The organism is Microcoleus sp. BR0-C5, from assembly GCF_036705045.1.
Classification (GTDB): domain Bacteria; phylum Cyanobacteriota; class Cyanobacteriia; order Cyanobacteriales; family Microcoleaceae; genus Microcoleus.
The window spans coordinates 1-23619 of the sequence record NZ_JAUBTR010000001.1 but is presented as its reverse complement, the minus strand read 5'-3'; the positions used below and the strand labels follow the sequence as shown (position 1 = coordinate 23619).

The following is a 23619-nucleotide window of genomic DNA, read 5'->3' as shown; positions in this document are numbered from 1 at the left end:
TAATCAAATTGCTGCAAAAATTTTATGTGCCGTTTGCTGGGCTACCTCGGAGAGCCGATTTTACTTGATGCTATTCTGTACAAGCCGGAACATTCCCTAATTGTGCAGAGTTACCAGCCCCGCGAAATGACTTCTGGCCTACTCAATGCTGACGGTTTTGGTATTGGTTGGTATCACCCACACCTAGATACTGACCCGTTTACCTATAAAAATGTACAGCCAATTTGGAGCGACATTAACCTTCCGAGTATCAGTCGATACGTTGAATCTGGATGCGCGATCGGATATGTTCGCAGTGCAACTTCAGGACAATCTGTAGATTTGAGCAACTGTCAGCCTTTTCAGAACGATCGCCTGCTGTTCGTACACAACGGCTTCGTGAAGAATTTTCGGCAAACTCTTTACAGACCAATTCGCGATCGGCTCAGCGATACGCTGTATCAATCAATTAACGGTACTACAGATTCTGAGCATATCTTCGGCTTGTTTGTCAATGAATTGACCGCCGGAAATCTGACCATACAAGCAGCTTTGCAAAACACGCTGACAATTTTGGCAGAGCTAGCAAACTTTCACCAAGTAGAATTTTCAGCTAATATAATTATCAGCGACGGACACCAGCTCGTTGCCTCTCGCTTTGCTTCCCAAAAAACCCCTCCTTCCCTCTATTGGCTGCGAGACGATTTAAATTTCCCGAATTCTGTCATTATTGCTTCTGAACCTTTATTTGCTGGCAATTGGCACGAGTGCCCAGTCCAGAGCATTATCAGTACCGGAGTAGAGCGTGATATCGAAATCTATCCAATCTTGTAGAGAGGCAATTTATCGCGATTTGCAGCAGTGTCGCAGCGGCACTTTTAAGCTATTTGCAGACATCGATTATGATACTTTTTGCCGTCAAGCTCATCCTGATTTCAGTCCAGTTGGCTGGCACTTAGGTCACATTGCTTATACTGAGGATTTGTGGCTGTTGCAACGATGTGCTGGCTTGGAACCTGTCTTTCCTCAGTATCACCAACTTTTTGCTGCTGATATTTTGCCGAAAAAACAACGGGTTTTTCTGCCCGCGTTACCTGAAGTTGAATTATATCTGGACGCGGTGAGAAAAAAGGTGTTAGATTATTTGGAAGTAGCGCCGATCGACGAGCAAGAACGTCTCTGGCGGTTTATTATTCAGCACGAAAGCCAGCACTGCGAAACTGTTGCTTTCGTGTTGCAAATGCAAAGGAAGAAGGAAGAAGGAAGAAGGAAGAAGGAAGAAGGAATATTAATGCCCAATGCCCAATGCCCAATGCCCAATGCCCAATGCCCAATTACCGATTCGGCGATTGAAATTCCGGTCGGAGAATTTTACATGGGAAGCGATGCTGCTGAGGCTTTGGATAATGAGCGATCGCGCCACCTGTGTTATTTAGAAGCATATTCGATCGATCGCTATCCCGTCACTTGCCGTCAATACCGAGATTTCATGGAATCCGGCGGCTATCAAAACCATGATTGGTGGTCAGCGGACGGCTGGAAATGGCTGCAAGGCGAAGCCGTCTCTCAACCGCTTTACTGGTCAGAAAATCAAGCTTTCAACAACCATCCAGTTTGCGGTGTTAGTTGGTACGAAGCCGAAGCTTACTGCAACTTTATCGGCAAGCGTTTGCCATCGGAAGCCCAATGGGAAAAAGCTGCGAGTTGGGATGCCACAAATCAAACATATCGCATCTATCCTTGGGGAGAAGAACAGCCAAGCGGCAGCCTGTGCAATCACGGCAATAATATTGCCAATACCTCACCAGTTGATGCCTTTCCCAAAGGAGCAAGCGCGATCGGCTGCTACGATATGTTAGGCAATGTTTGGGAGTGGACTGCTTCAACCTTTGACGCCTATCCGGGATTTGAAAGTTATCCTTACAGGGGATATTCTCAAGTTTATTTTGATGGAGAACACCGGGTTTTGAAAGGCGGGAGTTGGGCGACTTTTCCGCAGGCACTGCGATCGAGCTTTCGGAATTGGTACTATCCGGGCGTGCGGCAAATTATTGCTGGTTTTCGCTGCGCTAAGTAGTTGGCTAGTTCAGTTGACAGTTGACAGTTGACAGTTGACAGTTGATAGCGACCTCTACCTGGAAGCAAGAGGATTGGAGTAATGAATAGTCTTCTTTTAATTTCTCCCTACAAGGGAGAGGCTTTAAACCAATTCTTTCTGGTAATTATAACTACCCTCAAATTTGTTCATAGTGAAAAATTTGTTCATCGGACTTTGCCGATGAACAAATTCCTTAATACTTGCATTACAAAGCTTATTTGACGAACCTCAGATAAATGGCTGGAGAGGGAATTGGGAAAAAATTTGTTTGCGAAATGCCCAACTTTTGTCCATGTAACAAGCTCAAAGAAAACAAGTTTGGTTAAGGATTCAATAATTTTTGTGGATAAATTTTAAGTTTTAATTGTGGATGCGATCGCCATCTGGTGAGACAATACATAACTGAGAGTGGCCTGAAAAATCTGACTTGAGCGCGATATTTGGCAACGCGACTGCGTGGTATACCCATATGTGCATCTAAAAATTACTTTATGAAATCCCCAAGACTGTCCGACACGACCAACTCAGCCTCAACCAAAGAAAACCGGCTGCACTTAGAGCGGCTGGTGAGCGCTGCGGCGCCGACACCCGCAGAAATCAATGCTGGCAGCGATGCAGTTAGCGGGTTGACTCAAACCCCCAAATCCCTGCCTCCAAAGTATTTCTACGACGATCGCGGCTCGAACCTGTTTGAGTTGATTTGCCAGTTGCCGGAATACTACCTGACACGTACTGAGACGGCAATTTTGCAGGGGTGCGCGGGGGCGATCGCCAATTTAACGGGCCCCTGCGAAATCGTCGAACTCGGCAGCGGCAGTTCCACCAAAACTCGGATTCTCCTTGATGCTTACAGTCAACTGGAATATCCCCTGCACTATTTGCCGATCGACATCAGTCCTACTATCCTAGAAAGCAGCGCTTGTCAACTGTTGGCAGATTATCCGTCGCTCCACATTCACGGACTTGTCAGCACATACGAATTAGCCTTAGCGAAAATTGCACCGTCGCCGTTGCCAACCCGAATGATTTGCTTTCTCGGCAGTACCCTCGGCAATCTCAACGCTCAAGAATGCGATTTATTCTTCTCGCAAATAGTCGGTGCATTGCAGCCGGGAGAGTATTTTTTGCTGGGAATTGACTTGGACAAATCTAAGGATATTTTAGAGCCTGCCTACGATGACACTCAAGGAGTAACGGCAGCATTTAACTTGAATATGCTGCGACATTTAAATCGAAAATATGAGGGAAATTTTGATTTAGCACAGTTCGAGCATTGGGCTTTTTACAATCAAGAGGAATGTCAAATAGAAATGCACTTGAAAAGTAAAAAAGCGCAAACAGTGCAGTTGCGTTCTCTCAATTTAACGGTTGAATTTGCAGCGGGAGAAACTATCCGCAGCGAAATATCGCGCAAGTTTAATCTCAATACTGTAAAAAAAGAACTGTCGCAGCGTGGTTTAATGCCAGTGCAAGTTTGGACAGATCCAAATCAGTGGTTTGGCTTGATGCTTTGCCAGATGTCAGTTGTTAATTCCGCCTGGGAATGAATGAATTCCCAGGCTAATAGCTAAAGTCCTCTTAAGATGACTAAGGAGTTTAACAGGACTTACGCACTCTAGATGGTGTTGCAAGGCTTTGAGATTCTTCAGTTCCTTTGCAATGCTCAAGACTCAGAAGGACATAGTTACGTTGTTAATGCCTAAGTCCTATCTCAGTCCTCATAGCGAGGACTTTAGCTTTGAGGCAGGGAATGAATTCCCTGCCGGATTGGGGGTTTAACGTTTAACAAGTCAAATCAGGACTAAAGTCCTGACTACAAGCAAATTACCAATTAACAAATCGGCCGCTGTCCGGGTTTGACGGCGTGAATGTACTCGCTGCCCGACGTTGGCCATCCCCGCTTATAATAAGCTTCCTCCGGCTTCCCCCAGCCCAACTGCAACAAAATTTCTAGAAAATCCAACTTTTCCCACTTCGAGAGACTAGCCCATTCTGTGCGCTGGGCTATAGCCTCTACATCAACCGGCTCGATCGATCGAAAATCTTTGCCGCTGTTAATGCTTAAATACAAATCCATCCCCGCAGTTACCTGCTGCCAGAATTCCAACATAGCAATCTTAGCTGCCTTCAACGTAATCAAATCAACCGGTAGAGCTATTAATTCGTCATCCACTGCCGGATAGCGTAGAGTATTGCCTTTAACCGCGATTTCCCGCCAGACAATCCCAGAAACTTGATGTTCCCGCTGGTATTCGTGCACAGCCGCCTTAAAATTTTGATAAGCAGTGAACTTCTGAACTCCCTCAGATTTGAGAAAGCGGTCAATCACGGGGTTGCCTGTAGCAGGAGTTTCAGTCAAGTTGAGGCGCCGCCCATGCAAGCAGGCTTGGCGCTCTTCTTCGAGGATTTTAATGAGTTCCGCCGTGCTGTAGACCTTGGACATCTTTATTGAGGCAAAATCAAGATATTGGCTGATATTCGGCTGGTTTTCTCGACTAATCTTCGGTAAAGATAGTTTGGCTCTTCTGGGCAATATTCAGTTTTGCCGTTATTCTAACTTTTCTTGCTGCTTAATTCTAGTTTGACAGTTTACAGGCGTCGATCCGCGAAATCCCGACAGCCTCTTAAAAAAAGCAGTTAAGAGGCTACTGAATCACGAACTAGACTGGGAACTGCACCGCCGACGTACCTCGCGGGATTTTTCGCCAAAAACAAAGCCCCCTCGAAGGAGGGGGCAAAACTGATTTAGAGGTTTGGGAGTTTTATTTGATGGGTCGATCGAACAACCCGAAAAAAAAGCAGCATTCGCACCTGCCGTCAACTACCAAAACTCAAATTTTCAGTCTCAAAGTTTAGTAGCGTCCGCGTGAAGAGCGATCTTTGTCGCCCCAGCCGCCGCCACCCGATGAGCGTTTGTTGTCTTCGCGAGGTTTGGCTTTGTTGACTTTCAAGTCACGGCCCATCCACTCAGCACCGTCTAAAGCTGCGATGGCTGCTGCTTCTTCTGCCTCGCTTGCCATTTCCACAAAAGCAAAACCCCGCATCCTGCCTGTTTCCCGGTCCATTGGCACTTGGACGCGGCTTACAGTACCGTACTCGGCAAATACTTCGTTGAGGTCGTCTGATGTTACCTCATATGAAAGATTACCCACGTAAATCGACATAAAATCTCCAGAATCATTAGGGTGCAGAGACTTAGATTCGGAGAGACGCTTGTAAATAAACACCAACAAACTACGCAACCGAATTTAATTCTTGGAAAACCACTATAACATGAAGCCAGCAGAATCAGCAATTGGCTGTCATAGATTTTCAATTTTCGGTGCCGTCGGGCAATCGCCAACAGAAAGTATTCGTGATAACTGACATCTTACACTCTTGGCGTCCTCCACTTGGTTTCTTGCTGTGCGATCGACCTGGTATCTGAGATTTTTCGTCGCTGTTACCAGGTTGATTGGGTCTGATTGAGAACAGTGCCTGAGATTCAGTTATATCAGTTATAACTGAGATCAGGCACTGTTCTCCCTGGACAAGCCTCCTGCCGGTTCCACCAGAGATAAATGTTTTTAGCCCAGGATTAATCTTCCGACTCAATCTCCCCTCTTCCATCTCCCGTCTCTCATCGCATCCGATTTAGCGCCCGATAATGGCGGCTCCCAAATAATTATCAAAAGAGTTATTAGTCATATCTACGCGCATTTTATACATATAGCCTTTCTCAGAAAGATGAGGTACTCATGGGCATAGGGCATAGGGCATAGGCCTCCGTGGGCATAGGGCATACCTCACCACGCTTGAGAACCGCTATATATAGCAATCCTAAATAATTATGCAAATAATTTAGGATTGCTATAGTTTATTGCATCAGTCAGTAAGACAATCATAATTTTTGATATAAAATTTCCCTTTTATTCGTTTTTTAAGGCTTTCGATAGTTTCTCTATTTGCTCTTTCTCTGAGTTGATTCTATGCAGGCATTTTTACACTAATTGGATGAAGCTTGTTTGCGATTATACCGTCTTTAAATGCCTAAAAGCTTATGTCCTGGGAAAGATGCGATCGCACTCCTACCTCCCTAGCATTATAAAAGTTGAAAGCCCACAGTTCACAAGATTGTCTGGTACAGAGAGAAGCAAGCCTAGACAAACGAGCGTGAAGCAGTTACAGAGGATTTTAAATGGTTATAAACAGTTCGTTGACCCGGCCCTTGGCTGTCGTGACGGGTGCCTCTAACGGTATCGGTTACGAACTCGCCAAACAGTTCGCTCAAAACGGATTCGATCTCCTAGTCACCGCCACCGGAGCGAGCATCCATGAAGCGGCTCAAGCCTTTGAGGGGCTCGGTGCCAAAGTCGAGACAGTGGAGGCAGACCTCGCTACCTACGACGGTGTTGAGACGCTCTACAGCCAGATAAAAGCGACTAATCGGCCAGTGGGTGCGATCGCAATTAATGCCGGTGTCGGCGTCGGGGGGGACTTTGCCCGCGAGACAGACTTGAAAGACGAACTAAATCTGATTAACCTCAACGTTGTCTCGTCTGTGCATTTGGCTAAACTGGTAGTCAAGGATATGGTCGATCGCCGCCAGGGACGGATTCTATTCACTTCCTCCATTGCCGCCCTAATGCCGGGGCCATTCGAGGCAGTCTATGCAGCATCAAAAGCCTTCATCCACTCGTTTTCCGAAGGACTCCGCAATGAGTTAAAAGATAAAGGTGTAACTGTCACCTCGCTCATGCCCGGCCCAACCGATACTAACTTCTTCCATCGGGCGGGAATGGACGACACTAAGGCGGGCGCCGACAAAAAAGATGATCCAGCCGAGGTTGCCAAACAGGGATTTGAAGCTTTGATGGCCGGTAAGGACAACATCATTGCAGGTTCACTCAAGACAAAAATTCTCGCCAGCGCCAGCAAAGTTTTGCCTGATACCGTCAATGCCGAACTGCACAGTCAACTTACTGAACCGGGCTCTGCTAACAAATAATTTCCGCCCGTCTTACTATTCTTAAGTGCAGATTTCAAGAAAGTAAATATCGCAGATAATGGCAAGGTCGCTGCCGATAAAAGCGTCTTTACTTCTCCCAGTAGTGACGATTTAGCACTGTTTTCTCATGCGTTCATCGATAGCATTATGCAGCATCGGCCTTGGATGCGAACTGAGGAATAAATGGTTCCCGCCTAAGTAATTTAGTGCAGCACATTTATGCAAATTCATCATCTCAATTGTGGCTGTATGTGTCCCATTGGAGGGGCGCTTTTCGATGGCTTTAGTCGCGGTCTGACGGCTCACCTCGTCTGCCACTGTCTGCTTGTTGAAACGAATCAGGGACTGGTTCTGATTGATACCGGCTTCGGATTGCGCGATATCAAGTCGCCTTACTCTCGGCTCAGCCCGTTTTTCGTTTATTTTAATAACATCCAGTTCGATCGCAAGTACACGGCAATCCATCAAATTGAACAGCTCGGATTTTCACCAAGCGATGTGCGCCATATTGTGCTAACCCACCTCGATTTCGATCATGCCGGTGGTCTAGAGGATTTCCCTGAAGCAACCGTACACGTCATGCAGGCTGAAATCGATGCCGCACAGGATCGGCATGGTTTCATCACAAAAAGGCGCTATCGTCCGGGGCAGTGGGATGAAGTCAAACGGTGGAAATACTATTCGGCGGGTGGCGAACCTTGGTTCGGTTTTGAAGCAGTCCGCGACCTCGACGGGTTGCCGCCGGAAATTTTGCTAATCCCGTTGGTGGGGCACACGCGCGGTCATGCTGGCATTGCCATTGATACACCCGACGGCTGGCTTCTGCACGCAGGCGATGCCTATTTCTACCGACACGAGATGGATGCCGCTAACCGACGCTGCACGCCCGGTCTGCGCGCCTACCAATGGATGATGGAGGTCGATCGCAAGGCTAGGTTGCTCAATCAAGGTCGGCTGCACGAATTATCGGTGCAGCATAGTAAAGATGTGCGCCTGTTTTGCAGTCATGATGCTATTGAGTTAAAAGCCTTTGCTGACGAGTCTAGGAGTTCTTAAAACTAGAAATTTCCTCCTTAGTTCGGAATTGCTTTTGCCCGATCGCGAATTGACAAATAACCTAAATTAAGCCAAAACGCTCCTCGATCGAGCGTTACCCGGTAAACCTCCGCTATCCACTGCTCGCACCAGTTTAAATACTCATCTAACACTAAGGATTTTTCGTACTCTTTGCCGATGTTATAAGGCGGGCTGGTAACGGTTAAATCTACAAATTGATCGGGCAGCAGCTTCAATGCCTCCAAACAATCCATGTGATAAATTAAACAATTAGGAGCTTGGAAGTACGGTTTACCTAAAATATTCGCGCTCTCAGTCAAGCTCATGAAATATTGGGGAGAGATTTTGTTGACAAGATGCAATAATTATAGTAAGTGACTTTAGAAAGATTGTCAAACTCATCTGGACTGGGAATCGCCCTGTCGGAAACAAAAGGTTACAATCACAAATAGATTCTATTTCCATAACATTACTGTTTATAGCTTGAACTTCTCAGTGCCAAATAACAACTCCTCAACTCAATCCTTTCAATTTGACTCAATTGACAGCGCCCTCGCAGACCTCAAAGCAGGTCGCCCCCTGGTAGTAGTCGATGACGAAAATCGCGAAAACGAAGGCGACGTGATTTGTGCTGCCCAATTCGCCACCCCCGACAACATCAATTTTATGGCCGTGAACGCCCGGGGGTTAATTTGTCTGGCATTGAGTGGCGAAAGGCTCGATCGCCTGGAACTGCCCCTGATGGTCAGCAAAAACACCGACAACAATCAAACTGCCTTCACCGTCAGCATCGATGCAGTCAACGGCGTCAGTACCGGTATCTCCGCCGAAGACCGGGCGCGCACCATCCAAGTAGCCATCCACCCGGACACCAAACCTCAAGACTTGCGCCGTCCCGGTCACATTTTCCCCCTGCGGGCGATCGACGGTGGCGTCCTCAAACGCGCCGGTCACACCGAAGCTTCGGTTGACCTCGCCAGACTCGCTGGCCTGTATCCCAGCGGCGTCATCTGCGAAATTCAAAACCCCGACGGTTCGATGGCGAGGTTGCCCGAATTAATCGAGTACGCCAAAACCCACAACCTTAAAATAATCAGTATTGCTGACTTAATTAGCTACCGACTTAAGCACGATCGATTCGTCCGCCGCGAAACCGTCGCCAAATTGCCCACTCAATTCGGCGAGTTTATGATTTACGCCTACCGGGACACCCAAGACAACTCAGAACACGTTGCTATTGTCAAGGGCGACCCGGCAGAATTTAAAGACAAACCCGTGATGGTGCGGGTGCATTCCGAATGCCTGACCGGCGATGCTTTGGGTTCCCTGCGCTGCGACTGCCGGATGCAACTGCAAGCGGCACTGAAAATGATCGAAAATGTCGGTTCTGGCGTCATCGTTTACTTGCGCCAAGAAGGTCGGGGCATTGGATTGGTAAATAAACTAAAAGCTTACTCGCTGCAAGATTTGGGATTCGATACAGTCGAAGCCAACGAACGGTTGGGATTTCCCGCCGACTTGCGGAACTACGGCGTCGGAGCACAAATGCTCAACGATTTGGGAGTTCAAAAAATTCGGTTGATTACCAACAACCCGCGCAAAATTGCAGGGTTGAAAGGTTACGGCATTGAAGTAGCCGATCGCGTCCCCTTACTAATTGAAGCCACAGATTACAACTCAATCTATCTGGCAACAAAAGCCGAAAAACTCGGTCATATGCTACTGCAAACTTATTTAGTAACAGTGGCGATTCAGTGGAACGAAAAAGCAGAAGGAAAAGAGGAAGATTCTGCTATTCAAAATCGGTACGAACACCTCGAAAAACTGCGGCATTTGGCGGCTAACCAGCACTTGCTGCTGCAAGAAGAAGCGCGGCCAGTGGGCATAGCGCTTTTCGGAGAAGGCTCCCTCATCGTTCACCTCGGCTTCGATCAAGCCGGACTCGCAGCCCCCGACTGGTACTCGGATGTAAACCATCCTTACGTCAAGGCGATCGGCAAAATTCTGGGTGAAATCAGCACAGAGCCGAATTTGCAAACATTAGAAGTAATGGTTTCCTCCGGTGGAGATCCGCTCAAAACCCTGCAAGTCCAGCTCGATCGCGAAACCTTCCCCCTCGAACAAGTTGCGTCCGTGTGCGCCAAGCTTCAACCTCAAAAAATTTATAGTTTTGCTCCTATTCCCGATTCAGCCATCGGAATGTCAAGCTAGGTTCAGCATTAAAGAGAGCGAATTTGACATGGAAATGAACGTTGGTGACTTTCTGCACCGGCTCGACCTCAGGGGACAAGCGCTTAAAGGCACCAACCTCGGCGGTGCGGAACTCCGGGGAGCAAACCTCAGAGGCACCGACCTCCGAGAAACCAACCTCAGCAACGCTATTCTCAGGTATGCAGACCTGATCGAAGCCGACCTTACCGGGGCCAATCTCAGCGGGGCGGATTTAGGTGAATCATTTCTCAATTTAGCTAACCTCACTAGAGCGGATTTGACCGGTGCTGTCCTCCGAGAAGCTACTCTCGTAGGAGCCGAACTCACGGGCGCCAACCTCAAACAAGCAAGTTTGATCAAGGCTAATTTAGTAGGAGCAAATCTCCACGAAGCCAACTTAACCAGAGCCAACCTTAGCGGTGCAGATTTGCGCGGTTCTCAGTTAAGCGGTGCCATTTTAGACAAGGCCGTATACAACAACCGGACTATCTTTCCCGAAGATATTGATCCGGGTGCAATGGGAGCATTTTTGCTAGCTCCCAATGCTTCGCTCCCTGGCTTAAATCTGGCTAGGGTAGATTTGACCGAAGCCGATTTAAAAGGAGCCGATTTGCGGCGGACAAACTTATACAAAGCTATTTTATTTGGCGCCAAACTCGATCGGGCAAACTTAGCAGGAGCCAACCTCAGCGCAGCGGACTTGAGGGAAGCTAGTTTGAGCAGCACGATTTTGGAGAAAGCTGTTTACAGCAACAAGACTTTGTTTTCAGAAGGTATCGACCCCAGTCTGGGCGGAGCTTATTTAATTGCTCCCAATGTATCGCTGCAAGGGGTAAATTTAACCGGAGCCGACTTAAACGGGTCAGATTTAAGCGGAGCTAATTTGAGCGCTTCTAACTTAACTTCGGTCAATCTCAAAAATGTAGACCTCAGCAGAGCTAGCTTAAAAAAAGCTTACCTCAAAGGTGCAAACTTGGAGCAAACAGATTTGAGAGGAGCCGATTTAAGCGGCGCAATTTTACACCAAGTAAACTTGAGTTCTGCTGACCTTCGGGGTGTAGACTTAACAAGGGCTGACCTCAGCGGCGCTAATTTAAGCGATGCCGATTTGAGGGAGACAGATTTCACCGGAGCTACTTTGCTGTTCGCTAACTTGAGCGGGGCCGACTTGAGAGGTGTAGACTTGACAAAAGCTAACCTCAGCGGCGCTAAGTTAAACGAAGCTGATCTCCGAAAAGCAGATTTGATGAGAGTAAATTTGGAGGGAGCAGATTTAACTGAGGCCGACTTGAGCGATGCTCATTTATTCCGAGTTAATCTCAGAGGTGCTAACCTGAAAGGTACTAACTTCAAAGGCGCAAGTTTAAAAGGGGTATTTTTGACTGACGCTTATTTGAGCGAAACGGATTTGACCGATCTAGAGCTGAGTCCGAGTTTTTTTGAATTGCCGCTAGAATCGGAATGGTAATTAGTTGACTGTTAACAATCAAAAATCTACAATCAAAACTCGCCCAGCGAAAATTGGTCGATTATTAACAATCTAAAATCTAAAATCTAAAATCTAAAATGGATCGACCGTTAGGCTCTGTTATTCAAGGTTCCCTGAGCAAGGGATTAGAAGTGCGACTGCACGCCGATGTTTCGGTGGAAGATATGAGGGTGGGGAAATTTCTAGTAGTGCGGGGGGTGCGATCGCACTTTTTCTGTATGCTCACCGACGTGTCTCTCGGAACTTCCAGCGCTCGCATTTTATCGAATCCTCCCAATCCCGACGACGATTTTCTGCTCGCAGTGCTAGCCGGTAGCAGCACCTACGGTACGATCGAACTGTCGCCGATGTTGATGTTGACTGCTGAACGAGAAAAACAGCAGGCAATTTTCGACCCGAGGAAAAACGGCGGAGTTCGCGAGAACAAGCTGGCTTTAGGAAATTTGGCTTCTTTTGAGTCACAAAGCGGTGCGGATATTGAGTTGCTGCCGGTCAAAACTATTCCCAGCCACTTTTCCCAGGTGTTTGATGCCAAAGAAACTGATTTTCGGGCAGTTTTTGGCTGGGAAGATGACCCGTACCGCCGCAATTTTGCGATCGGCAAACCGATTGACATGGACGTTGCTGTGTGCTTGGATTTAGACCGATTTGTGGAACGCAGCAACGGAGTTTTTGGCAAGTCGGGAACGGGAAAATCTTTTCTGACGCGCTTGCTATTGTCGGGAATTATTCGCAAGCAGGCTGCTGTTAATTTAATTTTTGATATGCACTCGGAGTACGGGTGGGAAGCTGTTTCGGAAGGGAAACAGTTCAGCACTGTTAAAGGTTTGCGGCAGTTGTTTCCCGATAAAATGCAGATTTATACCCTCGATCCAGAATCGACAAAACGCCGGGGAGTCCGCGATGCTCAAGAGTTGTTTTTGAGTTTCGATCAAATTGAAGTCGAAGACATCGCGCTGGTGCAGCGCGAGTTAAATTTGTCGGAAGCTAGTATCGAAAATGCGATTATTTTGCGAAATGAGTTGGGAAGTGGTTGGATCAACAAGTTGCTGGAAATGACCAACGAAGATATCCAAATGTTTTGCGAAGAAAAGCGCGGAAATAAGTCTTCGATTATGGCTTTGCAGCGGAAATTAGAGCGACTGAATGATTTGAAATACATTCGTAAACGCTGTCCGAAAAATTATGTAACTGAAGTTTTGCAGTGTTTGGATGGTGGCAAAAATGTAGTAATTGAGTTCGGTTCGCACTCGGATTTGCTGTCGTATATGTTAGCAGCAAACGTAATTACTCGCCGCATTCACCAAGCTTACGTGCGGAAAGCGGAGAAGTTTTTGCAGAGCAAAAATCCGTGCGATCGCCCGCAGCCCTTGGTGATTACCATAGAGGAAGCTCACCGCTTTCTCGATCCGGCGATCGTGCGATCGACTATTTTCGGTACAATTGCCAGAGAAATGCGAAAATACTTCGTAACCCTGCTGATTGTAGACCAGCGTCCCTCCGGCATCGACGCCGAAGTCATGTCGCAAGTCGGCACCCGGATCACAGCTTTGCTAAACGACGATAAAGACATCGATGCTATTTTTACCGGCGTTTCAGGAGGGCAGAGTTTGCGTTCAGTTTTGGCAAAACTCGACTCCAAACAGCAAGCATTAGTTTTGGGACACGCCGTACCCATGCCCGTAGTCGTGCAAACTCGCCCTTACGACGAGCAATTCTACAGAGAAATCGGGGATATTGACTGGCAAGAAATGCCCGACGAACAAGTATTTGCAGAATCTGAAGCTGCCAAAATGGATTTGGGATTTTAGATTGACAACTGCTAGATTCATTACAGAACTTAGGCAAATGTTACTGTAAATTAATCGTTGAAAAAAATAGGCGATCGCTGGCAATGACAGAAATATCAGATTTTTGCCTCAGTTATAAACGAAAAAGTGCGATCGAACTTCAAAACAATTAGCCCCTAGCTTTGAGTCAGAAGCTTTTCCCCTTTCACCCCCTCACCCCTCATCCCTAACGGCCCAAAATTTGCTTAAGCTTAAACATGATGGAGATGATGGAGCCTAGGGGCACAATGAAAGTCAAACAGGGCAACAGCCAGCCTTTATACACCTTGTCGTTACTCGTAGCAGAATTTTATTAGCATATTTAAATCAAAATGTCAATAAATATTTTAAACAGTTACTCGCATCTAATACGGCGATCGAGTTCGGTTATCTCGCATCCCACCATCTAGGCAGCGAGAAAATTTCAAGCGATGATGGAACAGAGAGCAAAACAAAGCCCTCGAATTGCATGAGTCTGTTTGCATGAGTATTGTGAAGTTGAGTTGCAGTTAAAACGAACAGGGAATTCAAAACCTTAAGGAAAAATGTAGAATCTTGACCTTAAGACAGAGGTTTTTACCCTTTACGATCCTCAAAATTGGGAATAATATTGAGAAAACTAAACTCTTACTCCACTTCGCCTTGAACTAGCCGTTAAAGCTAGCGAGCTACCGAAAATCGACGGGGATTACTGGAAAATCAAGCACAAAAGTAATCCCAAACAAAAAGCTTCTACCGATCGTCACCGATAAACAAGAGGGGAAACATCCCCTTTGTCGCAGTCTTTATCCCACTTGTAAAAGTGGGACAGGGTATCACCAACTTTTTATCTGTTGTTACAAGGAGTGCAATACTCACCCATGTCCACCACAACCCCCAAAAACAAAACAGTGAAAGCCGATCGCATGGGCAGCCGGCCATACTCCTCAACGGATACGGTTCGTACCTATCTGCACGAGATCGGTCGCGTACCCCTGCTAACCCGAGAAGAAGAAATTGTTTTCGGGAAGCAGGTGCAGCAAATGATGAAATTAATCGAAGCAAAACAAGCACTTGCTAAAGAATGGCAGCGGGATCTGACGAATCAAGAGTGGGCCGCCGAAATGGAGTTGACCGAACCTGAACTTAGCCGGATCTTACAAATAGGGCGGCGGGCAAAGCAAAAGATGATTGAAGCGAATTTGCGGCTAGTAGTGGCGATCGCCAAAAAATACCAGAAACGCAATATGGAATTCTTGGATTTAATTCAAGAAGGCACCCTCGGTTTAGAACGAGGAGTCGAAAAATTTGACCCGATGCGGGGATACAAATTTTCTACCTATGCCTACTGGTGGATTCGGCAAGCAATTACCCGCGCGATCGCCCAACACGCCCGCACCATTCGATTGCCAATTCACATCACCGAAAAACTCAACAAAATCAAAAAAGTGCAGCGGGAACTCACGCAGCAGTTGGGTCGATCTCCCTCCCCTGGGGAAATTGCCGCAGCCTTGGAACTGCACCCTTCCCAAATTCGGGAATACCTGCTGATGGCAAGACATCCAGTTTCTTTGGACTTGCGGGTAGGAGACAACCAAGATACCGAACTGCAAGAACTATTAGAAGACGAAACTGCATCTCCAGACAACTACATTACCTCGGAATTGCTGCGGCAAGACCTCGATACTTTGATATCAGAACTTACCCCCCAGCAGCGAGATGTAATAATTCTGCGCTTCGGTTTGGAAGACGGCACCGAAATGTCTCTGGCGAAAGTCGGAGAACGGTTAAATCTCAGCCGGGAACGGGTGCGGCAGCTAGAACATCAAGCCCTTGCCCACCTGCGCCGCCGCCAATCTCAAGTCCGAGAATACTTGGCGAGTTAGTCACTAAAAAAGTTGAGATTTTTCCCAAAATCTCAACTTTTTTTTCGTGTGGGCGCTGCTGGGAAGGATACTTTTATACCAGTTCAAAAAAAGAATGCAACTGTAGGCCTGTGCTCCAAACCCTTATGGAATAGGTCACGCCAAATTATTCAACTCTTTAATCTAAAATCTAAAATCTAAAATGGTATCATTTGACCGAAAGCATCCAGGATACCCGCCACGTGATTCATTCGTCCAGAAATAAAAAACTTGTATCCGAGAAACTTGCCGAACGTATTTATCCGTGAGGTCAATGGTTCAATCTAAAATCTAAAATCTAAAATCTAAAATCGATTGACGGGTCGATCGCCAGATCGGGGCGGAGGCAAAATTTGTCAAAACAAATCTTAGATTTAACTTCAGGAACCGGGCGGGCGATCGTTCATTCAAGTTAATAGCCAACATTAAGCCAAATACCCGGTTTCTCTACAATCTTTGTGAAACTGGTACAAGAGGCGCTTGGAACCAGCTATTTTAAATTTTGGGGTCTGGAGTGGTTTTGACTTATTTGATATTGACAGGAAGTTTAGAAGCGATCGCGATCGTGCTTGCTCTCTCGCCCGGTAACTTCAGCATCGCATTCCCCGCACACCGGGCACACGACTCGGACATCAAATCCGGCGTTTTTAGCTCGCAATCCCCGCCAACTCCTGGGCCAGATACAGCTAGCACAGGTTTAGCAGATGGCATTTACCTCTACGGCCAGTCGAGCCAGCCAGAGGAACTTAAACAAGAATATTTTGTATTTGAAATGCGGCAGAGTAAGGTAGTCGGGGCTTTTTACCTGCCTCGGTCTGCTTTTTACTGTTTTTACGGCACGGGCGAGCTAACTCAGTTAAATTTAACAGTAGTGGACACTTACGACGGCAGTCGCTCTCCCTACTCCGTAAACCTAGAACAGTATTACCCAATTTCCACCATCAGCCAGAACGATCGGCGCATCTTGGGTATTTGCAAAGAATCTCACAAACAGCAGGTGTGGGAAAAGTAGGAAACACGCGCTGCGTCACCAGTCAATCGATTTTAGACTTTAGATTTTAGATTTTAGATTTTAGAATTGAAGAAAGCAACCCCACTGATACATCGGGGGCGCCCGGATCAAATTGCTTTCGGTCAGGGTTCAGGAAACAGTAGTAAAATTGCTCCTGAGTTGAGAATTGCGGACGGACACCACACACATGGCAAGATGAAACTGCGTCGGAAAACACTATCGATCATTGGCATTACTATCGCTGGATTGACTGGCATTCTGTATGTCGCCTCCTCAAGCATCCTCTTGGGCAGCCTGATCAAAGCAGAGGAACAAGAAGCCACACAGGTGGTCAAGGGAGTGCTCAGCGTGTTCGGGCAAACCGCAGATGACTTCAACTCTCGTTTTGCCGACTGGTCGGCCTGGGACGACACCTACGATTTTATCCAAAACCGCAACTCAGAATTCATTGCCTCCAATTTAATTCCAGAAGGGCTCGCTAATGTAAGAGTTAATATAGCCGTATTTGTCAATACTTCTGGCAAAATAGTTTACGGTACAGGTTTAGACAGCGAAAAGCTGAAATTAACGCCTGTTCCAGAAGCATTAAAACAGCATATTTCTCTCAGCGACCCGCTGTTGCAACACCCGAACGCCAAAAGCAGCATCGCTGGTATCTTGCTGCTACCGTCAGGGCCAATACTGATTACTTCCCGGCCAATTCTCACGACTAAAAGCACCGGCCCGATCCGAGGTACGGTGATATTCGGGCGCAATTTGGATGCTGCGGGGATTGCAAAGGTTTCTAAAATTACTCGCTTGCCGCTAATCGTACACAGCGTGAATGAGGCTCGGTTGCCTGCAGACTTTCAGAAAGCGCGGGAGAAACTGTCGGAAAAAAAACCGATTTTGGTGCGTCCTTTAAGCGAAGAGTCGATCGCGGGTTACGCCCTGATCCGCGATATTTACAACCAACCTGCGCTGCTATTGCGGGTGGATATTCCCAGAGAAATATATCGGCAAGGTCAAATTAGTTTGCTGTACCTGCTGGTGTCTGTAGCGTTAGCGGGAATTGGGTTGATCGGCTGCACTCTGCTACTGCTAGAGCGTCTGGTACTGTCTCGGTTGAGCGGTTTAGCGAAAGCAGTGAACCACGTCAGCAGCAGCCAAGACCTCTCGGTGCGACTGCCGGTGACGGGCGAAGACGAGTTGTCCGACCTTGCCCATACTATCAACGGAATGTTGAGTGCGATCGCGATCGCCGACAGCGAACAACTTGAGGAAAAAGCCCGCTACAGAGCCGTCGTGGAACAAGCTACAGATTGCATTTTCCTGTGGGACGCTCAAACCAAACGCCTTTTGGAAGCCAATACAGCGTTTAGAAACTTGCTCGATTACAGTCTTGATGTGATTTCGCAACTGACTATTTACGATATCATCGCTTACTCTAAAGACCTAATTGACAACAATATCGAGTTGCTGCTGACGGACAAACAATTCAGAATTGGCGAAGTTCTCTACCGCCGCCGAGACGGTTCCTGCGTGGATGTAGAAGTGAGCGGGAGCGTGATTTCCTACGGCGGCCGCGAGATTATTTGCACGGTTGTCCGCGACATTACCGAGCGCAAACAAGCAGAAGCAGAACTGCGAGCCTCGGAAGAACGCTATAGACTTTTGTTTAAAAATAACCCCCATCCGATGTGGGTTTACGATTTAGAAACTCTGGAATTTATAGCCGTCAATCAGGCTGCTGTCCAACACTACGGCTACACTCGCGACGAATTTCTCAACATGACCGTTGCGGATATTCGTCCCCCCCAAGAGCTGCCGAAATTGCTAGCAAATATCTCCCCAGTAGATGTCGGTATTGACTTTACAGGTGTGTGGAAGCACCAGAAAAAAGACGGAACAATTATTGATGTAGAAATTACTTCTTATGGTCTGGTATTTGATAGCAGGAATGCTGAATTAGTGCTGGCTCACGACGTGACCGACCGCTTGCAAGCCGAAGCAGAACTCTACAAGGCAAAGGAAGCCGCAGAAGCAGCTAATTTGGCGAAAAGTCAGTTTTTGGCTAACATGAGCCACGAACTGCGAACTCCTCTGAATGCGATTATCGGTTACAGCGAGATTCTGCAAGAAGAGGCTTTAGATTTAGGCGAAGAAACTTTTGTGTCGGATTTGGAGAGAATTCACAATTCAGGCCAGCTTTTACTTTCCTTAATTAATGATATTCTGGACTTGTCGAAGATTGAAGCCGGTCACGCGGAACTTGAATTAGAAACTTTTGACGTGTCGGAGGCCGTTCAAGATGTAGCCAGAACTGTTGAACCGCTATTTTTGCGGAACACTAATCGCCTGAATGTGGAGTGTCCTAATAATATTGGCGAATTGTATTCCGATCAAATTAAGTTTACTCAAATTTTGTTTAATTTGCTCAGTAATGCAGCTAAGTTTACTCATAAAGGAACAGTTACACTCAGCGTTGAAAGAATTAAAAATGACGAGAATAGTTGGGATTCGGAACAGTTAATTATTAAGTGTACGGATACGGGGATTGGGATTACTCCTGAACAGCTACAAAAGTTATTTCAACCTTTTACGCAAGCTGATGCTTCGACTACCCGCAAGTACGGAGGTACGGGTTTGGGTTTGGCAATAGCGCAGAAATACTCTCAGATGCTGGGGGGAGAAATTACTGTCAATAGCGAGTTTGGCAAGGGGTCAACTTTTACTCTGATGTTGCCAGCATAGCTCGATTTTAGATTTTAGATTTTAGATTTTAGATTGGGTAAAAAGTCCTGACTATAAACAACATAAATACGGTTTGTAGTCAGGGCTTCAGTCCACTCCCAATCAGCTTTTAGCTAATTAGGACTAAACTCTTGAAGACCAACAACATTAATACTCAATACCTGCTTGAGCTTTAATGCCTTGTTCGCGGAATGGATGCTTAACTAAAGTCATTTCTGTCACCAAGTCTGCCCGTTCGATTAGCCCTGGCGGGGCGCTTCTGCCTGTTAAAATAATGTGGGTTTCTTCTGGTTTTTGGTCTAACCCGGAAAGCACTTGCTCGACTTGCAAATAACCTAGTTTTAATGCTATATTGACTTCATCTAGAAGAACTAATTTAAATGCGGGATTGCAGATAAAAGTTAGGGATTTTTCCCAGGCTTTTTGAGCTGTTTCGATATCTCGATCGCGGTCTTGCGTGTCCCAGGTAAAGCCTTCTCCCATTGCGTGAAATTCTAGCTGTTTTTCCCAGAGTTGAAAAACGGCTTTTTCTGCGGGTTCCCAAGCTCCTTTGATAAATTGTACTATGGCGACGCGGTATCCGTGACCGAGCGATCGCACAACCATTCCCAAAGCGGCCGTGGTTTTGCCTTTACCGTTACCCGTATTGACTATAATTAAACCTTTTTCTTTGGAGGAGTTAGCGATTCGCTGTGACTGCACTTCTTGGCGCCGCTGCATTTTCTGTTTGTGTTGTTGGGCTGTTAAGCCAGTGGTTGCAGTGGTTTCTGTATTAGTTTCCATGAGATTTTTTTTAACCGCCGATAAACGCAAATAAACGCTGATAGATGCAAGATGTCTAGTTATTGCCACAGTGTTTTCAAGTTTAGCACGAAACCGGGCAAAATATCTTCTCCTGAAAGTTCTGTTGGACATTCCAAAACTTCCATTTCTTGTCCTTGGCGATAGATTTCGACTCGGCGGGTTTTGCGGTTGATTAACCAGCCTAGTTTTACGTGGTTATTCATGTATTCTTGCATTTTGTCTTGAGTATCTTTTAAACTATCGGTGGGCGACATTAATTCCAAGACAAAATCTGGGGCGATGGGAGGGAATTTTTGTTTTTGTTCGGGAGTAAGTGCGTCCCATCTTTCCTTTTTTATCCAAGAGACATCGGGAGAACGATTTGCACCGCAGGGCAGTTTGAAGCAAGTTGAAGAATCAAAACAAATTCCTAGTTTAGTTTGTCTGTTCCAAATTCCAAAATCAGTAGCTATTTCAAACTTGTAATTTCCAGTTTCTCCTCCTGTGGGTGGCATGACGATTATTTCTCCTTTGGCGTTGCGTTCAAATTTGACATCGGGGTTTTCGCGGCACAGTTGATAAAATTGGTCGTCGGTTATTTGGGCGATCGAGTTGAAGTTGATGGTAACTGCTATCATGGTATTTTAGAGGCTGCATTTGGAGTATTTTAATGGCACATGAATGCTGAGCGATGCAGGTAGTCTGTTCGCCCCGAAAATATTGTTGTTAAAGTCGATTTTGCCTTACGCCCAGACTAGCTGCAAATTTAGCACGAAACCGGGCAAAATATCTTCTCCTGAAAGTTCTGTTGGACATTCCAAAACTTCCATTTCTTGTCCTTGGCGATAGATTTCGACTCGGCGGGTTTTGCGGTTGATTAACCAGCCTAGTTTTACTTGGTTATTCATGTATTCTTGCATTTTGTCTTGAGTATCTTTGAGGCTGTCTGTCGGCGACATTAGCTCTAAAACAAAATCCGGGGCAATGGGAGGGAATTTTTGTTTTTGTTCTGGAGTTAGTGCATCCCATCTTGATTTTTCAATCCAAGAGACATCGGGAGAACGGTTGGCACCGCAGGGCAGTTTGAAGCAAGTTGAAGAATCGAAACAAATTCCCAGTTGAGTTTGCCGGTTCCAAATCACAAAGTCAGCATTAATTTCTGAGTTGTAATTTCCAGTTTCTCCTCCTGTGGGTGGCATGACGATTATTTCTCCTTTGGCGTTGCGTTCAAATTTGAGATCGGGGTTTTCGCGGCACAGTTGATAAAATTGGTCGTCGGTTAGTTTAACTATGGAGTTGAGGTTGATTGTAACTGCTATCATGGTATGTTATCAGGATGCGTTGGGATTTTTAAGCCAGAGAATGTATATGAATGCCGATTAATGTTGATCGATGCAGATGCTGTAAATATTATTGAGCTAGCAAGAGGATTTTAGGAGAGTTTTTTTTAGACGCTTGCGATCATGAGCTCACCTACTTATAACTAGCTCTCAATATTTTTATAAAAAGCTTTTTCCAGAAAACACTTACAGACATACCAATAATAAAATACAATGTTAATTTCGCTAAACAGTTTAGGTACTCCCTCTAGTAAACTGGAGAATATTTTGTTTTTTAAATGCAGGGCATCTACGCCGATCGCAAAAAACAACAAGCCTACACCCGCTAACAATATTTGGTAGGGAGTACACTGTAGTTCTCGCCGAAAAAACCATCCGTAGGATGACAAAATAACGGCGTACAAAAGACTTACTCCTAGCTTGGTAATTCCCCCTGCTACCATATATATATGAATTCTGTAAATTTCATTTAGTAAAAATCCACCTGTTAACAAAGCAGAAAACAGAATAAATCGATTTTCTGAAGTGCGCGGTTGAATACTTTGAGCTAATTGATAGGTGAAAGTACAAACAATGACGGGTACAGAACATAAAATCTGGAAAGTCCGAGTTAACAAGGCGACATTGGGATGGGGATAAGAATAAGGCGGAAAGAATAAATCGCTGACTTTTAACCCTGAAACTTGAGTAAAAAATATCAGTAGCGCCACCACAAATAAGGATAAACAATTGAGTCTAACAACCAAACGAGAAATAGTCATAAGCAATTAACACCAGAAATTAGGTTTACTGCCCAAATCCAAAAAAATTATATCACCAATATCTCTGGATATTTTGCTAAACTTAATCATGAGTGTTATCAAAACAAGGAGACAGTCATGCTGTCAGTGAAAGAAGCAGAATCGATCGTTCTAAATTTGGCGCAACCCCTCGACAGTCAGGGGGATGTAGAAACTGTAGACTTGCTGGCAGCATCGGGGCGCATTTTGGCAGCAGCCGTCAGTGGTTCCCTTGATTTTCCTTATTGGGACAATTCAGCAATGGATGGGTACGCGGTGCGGTTTGCGGATGTGGAAAATTGTAGCGCCGAAAAACCAGTGGTACTCGAAGTAGTTGAGGAAATTCCAGCGGGATATCAGCCTCAAAGTACGGTGCAATCGGGGCAAGCGGCGCGAATTTTTACGGGTGGGGTGATGCCGGCGGGTGCTGATACGGTGGTAATACAGGAAGAAACGAGGCGTGAGGGCGATCGTATTTTTATCTTAGTTTCTCCTGAAAAACCGCAAGCATTTGTCAGACACAAAGGCGCTTTTTATCAAGCAGGAACAACTTTGTTAACTTCCGGTACAGTTATCAATGCCCCAGAAATGGCGGTGTTAGCAACTGCCCAGTGCATTCAAGTTCCAGTTTATCGGCGGCTGCGGGTGGCAATTTTTTCTACAGGTGACGAATTGGTATCGCCTGACGAACCTTTGGCACCGGGGAAACTGGTAGACTCGAATCAGTATGCTTTGACAGTTTTGTTGGCGCAGATGGGATTTGAACCAATTCGATTGGGGATTGTTCCTGATAATCAAGATGCGTTAAACAAGGCGATATCCGGGGCTGTGGCGACGGCGGATGTGGTGCTTTCTACGGGCGGCGTCTCGGTAGGAGACTACGATTATGTCGAGAAAATTTTGGCGGATTTGGGAGGAAAAGTTCACATTAGTTCTGTGGCGATTAAGCCGGGGAAACCTTTAACGGTTGCTGAGTTTAAACGAGGTGAAAAAAATGATGATTCTCCGAGTTTGAGTTCGGATTGTCTCTATTTTGGTTTGCCGGGAAATCCGGTTTCGGCTTTAGTCTGCTGTTGGCGGTTTGTTGTGCCTGCTTTGAGAAAGATGTCTGGGCTTGGCCCGGATGCTTGGGGGCCGGAGTTTCTCAAAGCTAGGTGTAATGCTGAATTGCGATCGCACGGTCAGCGCGAAACTTATGTTTGGGGTAAACTACATTTAGTTGCGGGAGTCTGGGAATTTGAACCTGCTAGCGGCAGCCAAAATTCAGCGAATTTAATTAACCTCGCCAATACGAGTGGTTTAGCAGTTTTGTCACCAGGGGACACCTGGATTGTACCGGGCGAATTCGTTGAAGTTTTAAAAGTTAGTCATTAGTCATTAGTCATTAGTCATTAGTCATTAGTCATTAGTCATTAGTCATTAGTCATTAGTCATTAGTCA

At 46.1% G+C, this 23619-nt stretch carries 19 protein-coding genes; 12 read left to right on the top strand and 7 right to left on the bottom strand.

Features of this window, described 5'->3' with window-relative positions; genetic code table 11:
* Positions 1 to 24: 24 nt before the first annotated feature.
* From egtC to egtD, 3 genes are all read left to right on the top strand, one after another.
* Positions 25 to 813: an ergothioneine biosynthesis protein EgtC gene (gene egtC / locus QUB08_RS00095; protein WP_333222375.1), complete on the top strand. Its 789-nt coding sequence runs from the start codon at positions 25 to 27 to the stop codon at positions 811 to 813.
* Entirely contained in the window at positions 785 to 2056 is a 1272-nt protein-coding gene (locus QUB08_RS00090; RefSeq protein WP_333222373.1) for an ergothioneine biosynthesis protein EgtB, read from the top strand. Before egtC ends, QUB08_RS00090 begins: the two co-directional genes overlap by 29 nt.
* A gap of 512 nt (positions 2057 to 2568) precedes the next feature.
* Positions 2569 to 3624 (top strand): L-histidine N(alpha)-methyltransferase, encoded by a 1056-nt coding sequence (gene egtD / locus QUB08_RS00085; RefSeq protein ID WP_333222371.1) that lies wholly within the window; start codon positions 2569 to 2571, stop codon positions 3622 to 3624.
* Positions 3625 to 3908: 284 nt separating this feature from the next.
* Here egtD and QUB08_RS00080 read toward each other — a convergent pair whose 3' ends face one another.
* A complete protein-coding gene (locus tag QUB08_RS00080) occupies positions 3909 to 4520 on the bottom strand; it encodes a hypothetical protein (protein WP_333066699.1) in 612 nt (203 codons plus the stop codon).
* Positions 4521 to 4929: 409 nt separating this feature from the next.
* Positions 4930 to 5241, bottom strand: coding sequence for an RNA-binding protein (locus QUB08_RS00075; RefSeq protein WP_333222369.1), 312 nt, complete (start codon positions 5239 to 5241; stop codon positions 4930 to 4932).
* 1013 nt (positions 5242 to 6254) lie between these two features.
* Between QUB08_RS00075 and QUB08_RS00070 the strand changes: the two genes are divergently transcribed.
* Together QUB08_RS00070 and QUB08_RS00065 are read left to right on the top strand one after the other, a co-directional pair.
* Positions 6255 to 7064 carry an SDR family NAD(P)-dependent oxidoreductase gene (locus tag QUB08_RS00070; RefSeq protein WP_333222367.1) on the top strand — a complete coding sequence of 270 codons (810 nt, stop codon included), beginning with the start codon at positions 6255 to 6257 and terminating at the stop codon, positions 7062 to 7064.
* A gap of 219 nt (positions 7065 to 7283) precedes the next feature.
* Positions 7284 to 8120 (top strand): MBL fold metallo-hydrolase, encoded by an 837-nt coding sequence (locus QUB08_RS00065; RefSeq protein WP_333222365.1) that lies wholly within the window; start codon positions 7284 to 7286, stop codon positions 8118 to 8120.
* Between the two features lie 17 nt (positions 8121 to 8137).
* Here QUB08_RS00065 and QUB08_RS00060 read toward each other — a convergent pair whose 3' ends face one another.
* On the bottom strand, positions 8138 to 8446 hold the full coding sequence (locus QUB08_RS00060) for a DNA methyltransferase (RefSeq protein ID WP_333222363.1): 309 nt from the start codon (positions 8444 to 8446) through the stop codon (positions 8138 to 8140).
* Positions 8447 to 8615: 169 nt separating this feature from the next.
* Here QUB08_RS00060 and ribBA point away from each other — a divergent pair, with 169 nt between their 5' ends.
* The 6 genes from ribBA to QUB08_RS00030 all read left to right on the top strand — a co-directional run bounded on the left by ribBA (position 8616) and on the right by QUB08_RS00030 (position 19277).
* Positions 8616 to 10331, top strand: a complete 1716-nt coding sequence (gene ribBA, locus QUB08_RS00055) for a bifunctional 3,4-dihydroxy-2-butanone-4-phosphate synthase/GTP cyclohydrolase II (protein ID WP_333222361.1) — start codon at positions 8616 to 8618, stop codon at positions 10329 to 10331.
* 28 nt (positions 10332 to 10359) lie between these two features.
* Positions 10360 to 11799, top strand: coding sequence for a pentapeptide repeat-containing protein (locus QUB08_RS00050; RefSeq protein WP_333222359.1), 1440 nt, complete (start codon positions 10360 to 10362; stop codon positions 11797 to 11799).
* Between the two features lie 98 nt (positions 11800 to 11897).
* A complete protein-coding gene (locus QUB08_RS00045) occupies positions 11898 to 13631 on the top strand; it encodes an ATP-binding protein (RefSeq protein WP_333222357.1) in 1734 nt (577 codons plus the stop codon).
* An 878-nt stretch (positions 13632 to 14509) separates the two neighbouring features.
* Positions 14510 to 15514, top strand: coding sequence for an RNA polymerase sigma factor, RpoD/SigA family (locus QUB08_RS00040; protein ID WP_333222355.1), 1005 nt, complete (start codon positions 14510 to 14512; stop codon positions 15512 to 15514).
* A 532-nt stretch (positions 15515 to 16046) separates the two neighbouring features.
* Positions 16047 to 16544, top strand: a complete 498-nt coding sequence (locus QUB08_RS00035) for a hypothetical protein (protein WP_333222353.1) — start codon at positions 16047 to 16049, stop codon at positions 16542 to 16544.
* Positions 16545 to 16610: 66 nt separating this feature from the next.
* Positions 16611 to 19277: a CHASE4 domain-containing protein gene (locus tag QUB08_RS00030; protein ID WP_333222350.1), complete on the top strand. Its 2667-nt coding sequence runs from the start codon at positions 16611 to 16613 to the stop codon at positions 19275 to 19277.
* Positions 19278 to 19424: 147 nt separating this feature from the next.
* Here the strand turns inward: QUB08_RS00030 and cobO are convergent, their stop codons facing one another.
* The 4 genes from cobO to QUB08_RS00010 form a co-directional block, all read right to left on the bottom strand.
* Positions 19425 to 20060, bottom strand: coding sequence for a cob(I)yrinic acid a,c-diamide adenosyltransferase (cobO, locus tag QUB08_RS00025; RefSeq protein WP_333222348.1), 636 nt, complete (start codon positions 20058 to 20060; stop codon positions 19425 to 19427).
* A 59-nt stretch (positions 20061 to 20119) separates the two neighbouring features.
* Complete coding sequence (locus QUB08_RS00020) at positions 20120 to 20698, bottom strand: Uma2 family endonuclease (protein ID WP_333222347.1); 579 nt, start codon at positions 20696 to 20698, stop codon at positions 20120 to 20122.
* Between the two features lie 105 nt (positions 20699 to 20803).
* Complete coding sequence (locus QUB08_RS00015; protein WP_333222345.1) at positions 20804 to 21382, bottom strand: Uma2 family endonuclease; 579 nt, start codon at positions 21380 to 21382, stop codon at positions 20804 to 20806.
* 161 nt (positions 21383 to 21543) lie between these two features.
* Complete coding sequence (locus QUB08_RS00010; protein ID WP_333222343.1) at positions 21544 to 22161, bottom strand: hypothetical protein; 618 nt, start codon at positions 22159 to 22161, stop codon at positions 21544 to 21546.
* A 117-nt stretch (positions 22162 to 22278) separates the two neighbouring features.
* Here QUB08_RS00010 and QUB08_RS00005 point away from each other — a divergent pair, with 117 nt between their 5' ends.
* Positions 22279 to 23553 (top strand): molybdenum cofactor synthesis domain-containing protein, encoded by a 1275-nt coding sequence (locus QUB08_RS00005; RefSeq protein WP_333222341.1) that lies wholly within the window; start codon positions 22279 to 22281, stop codon positions 23551 to 23553.
* Positions 23554 to 23619 lie beyond the last annotated feature (66 nt).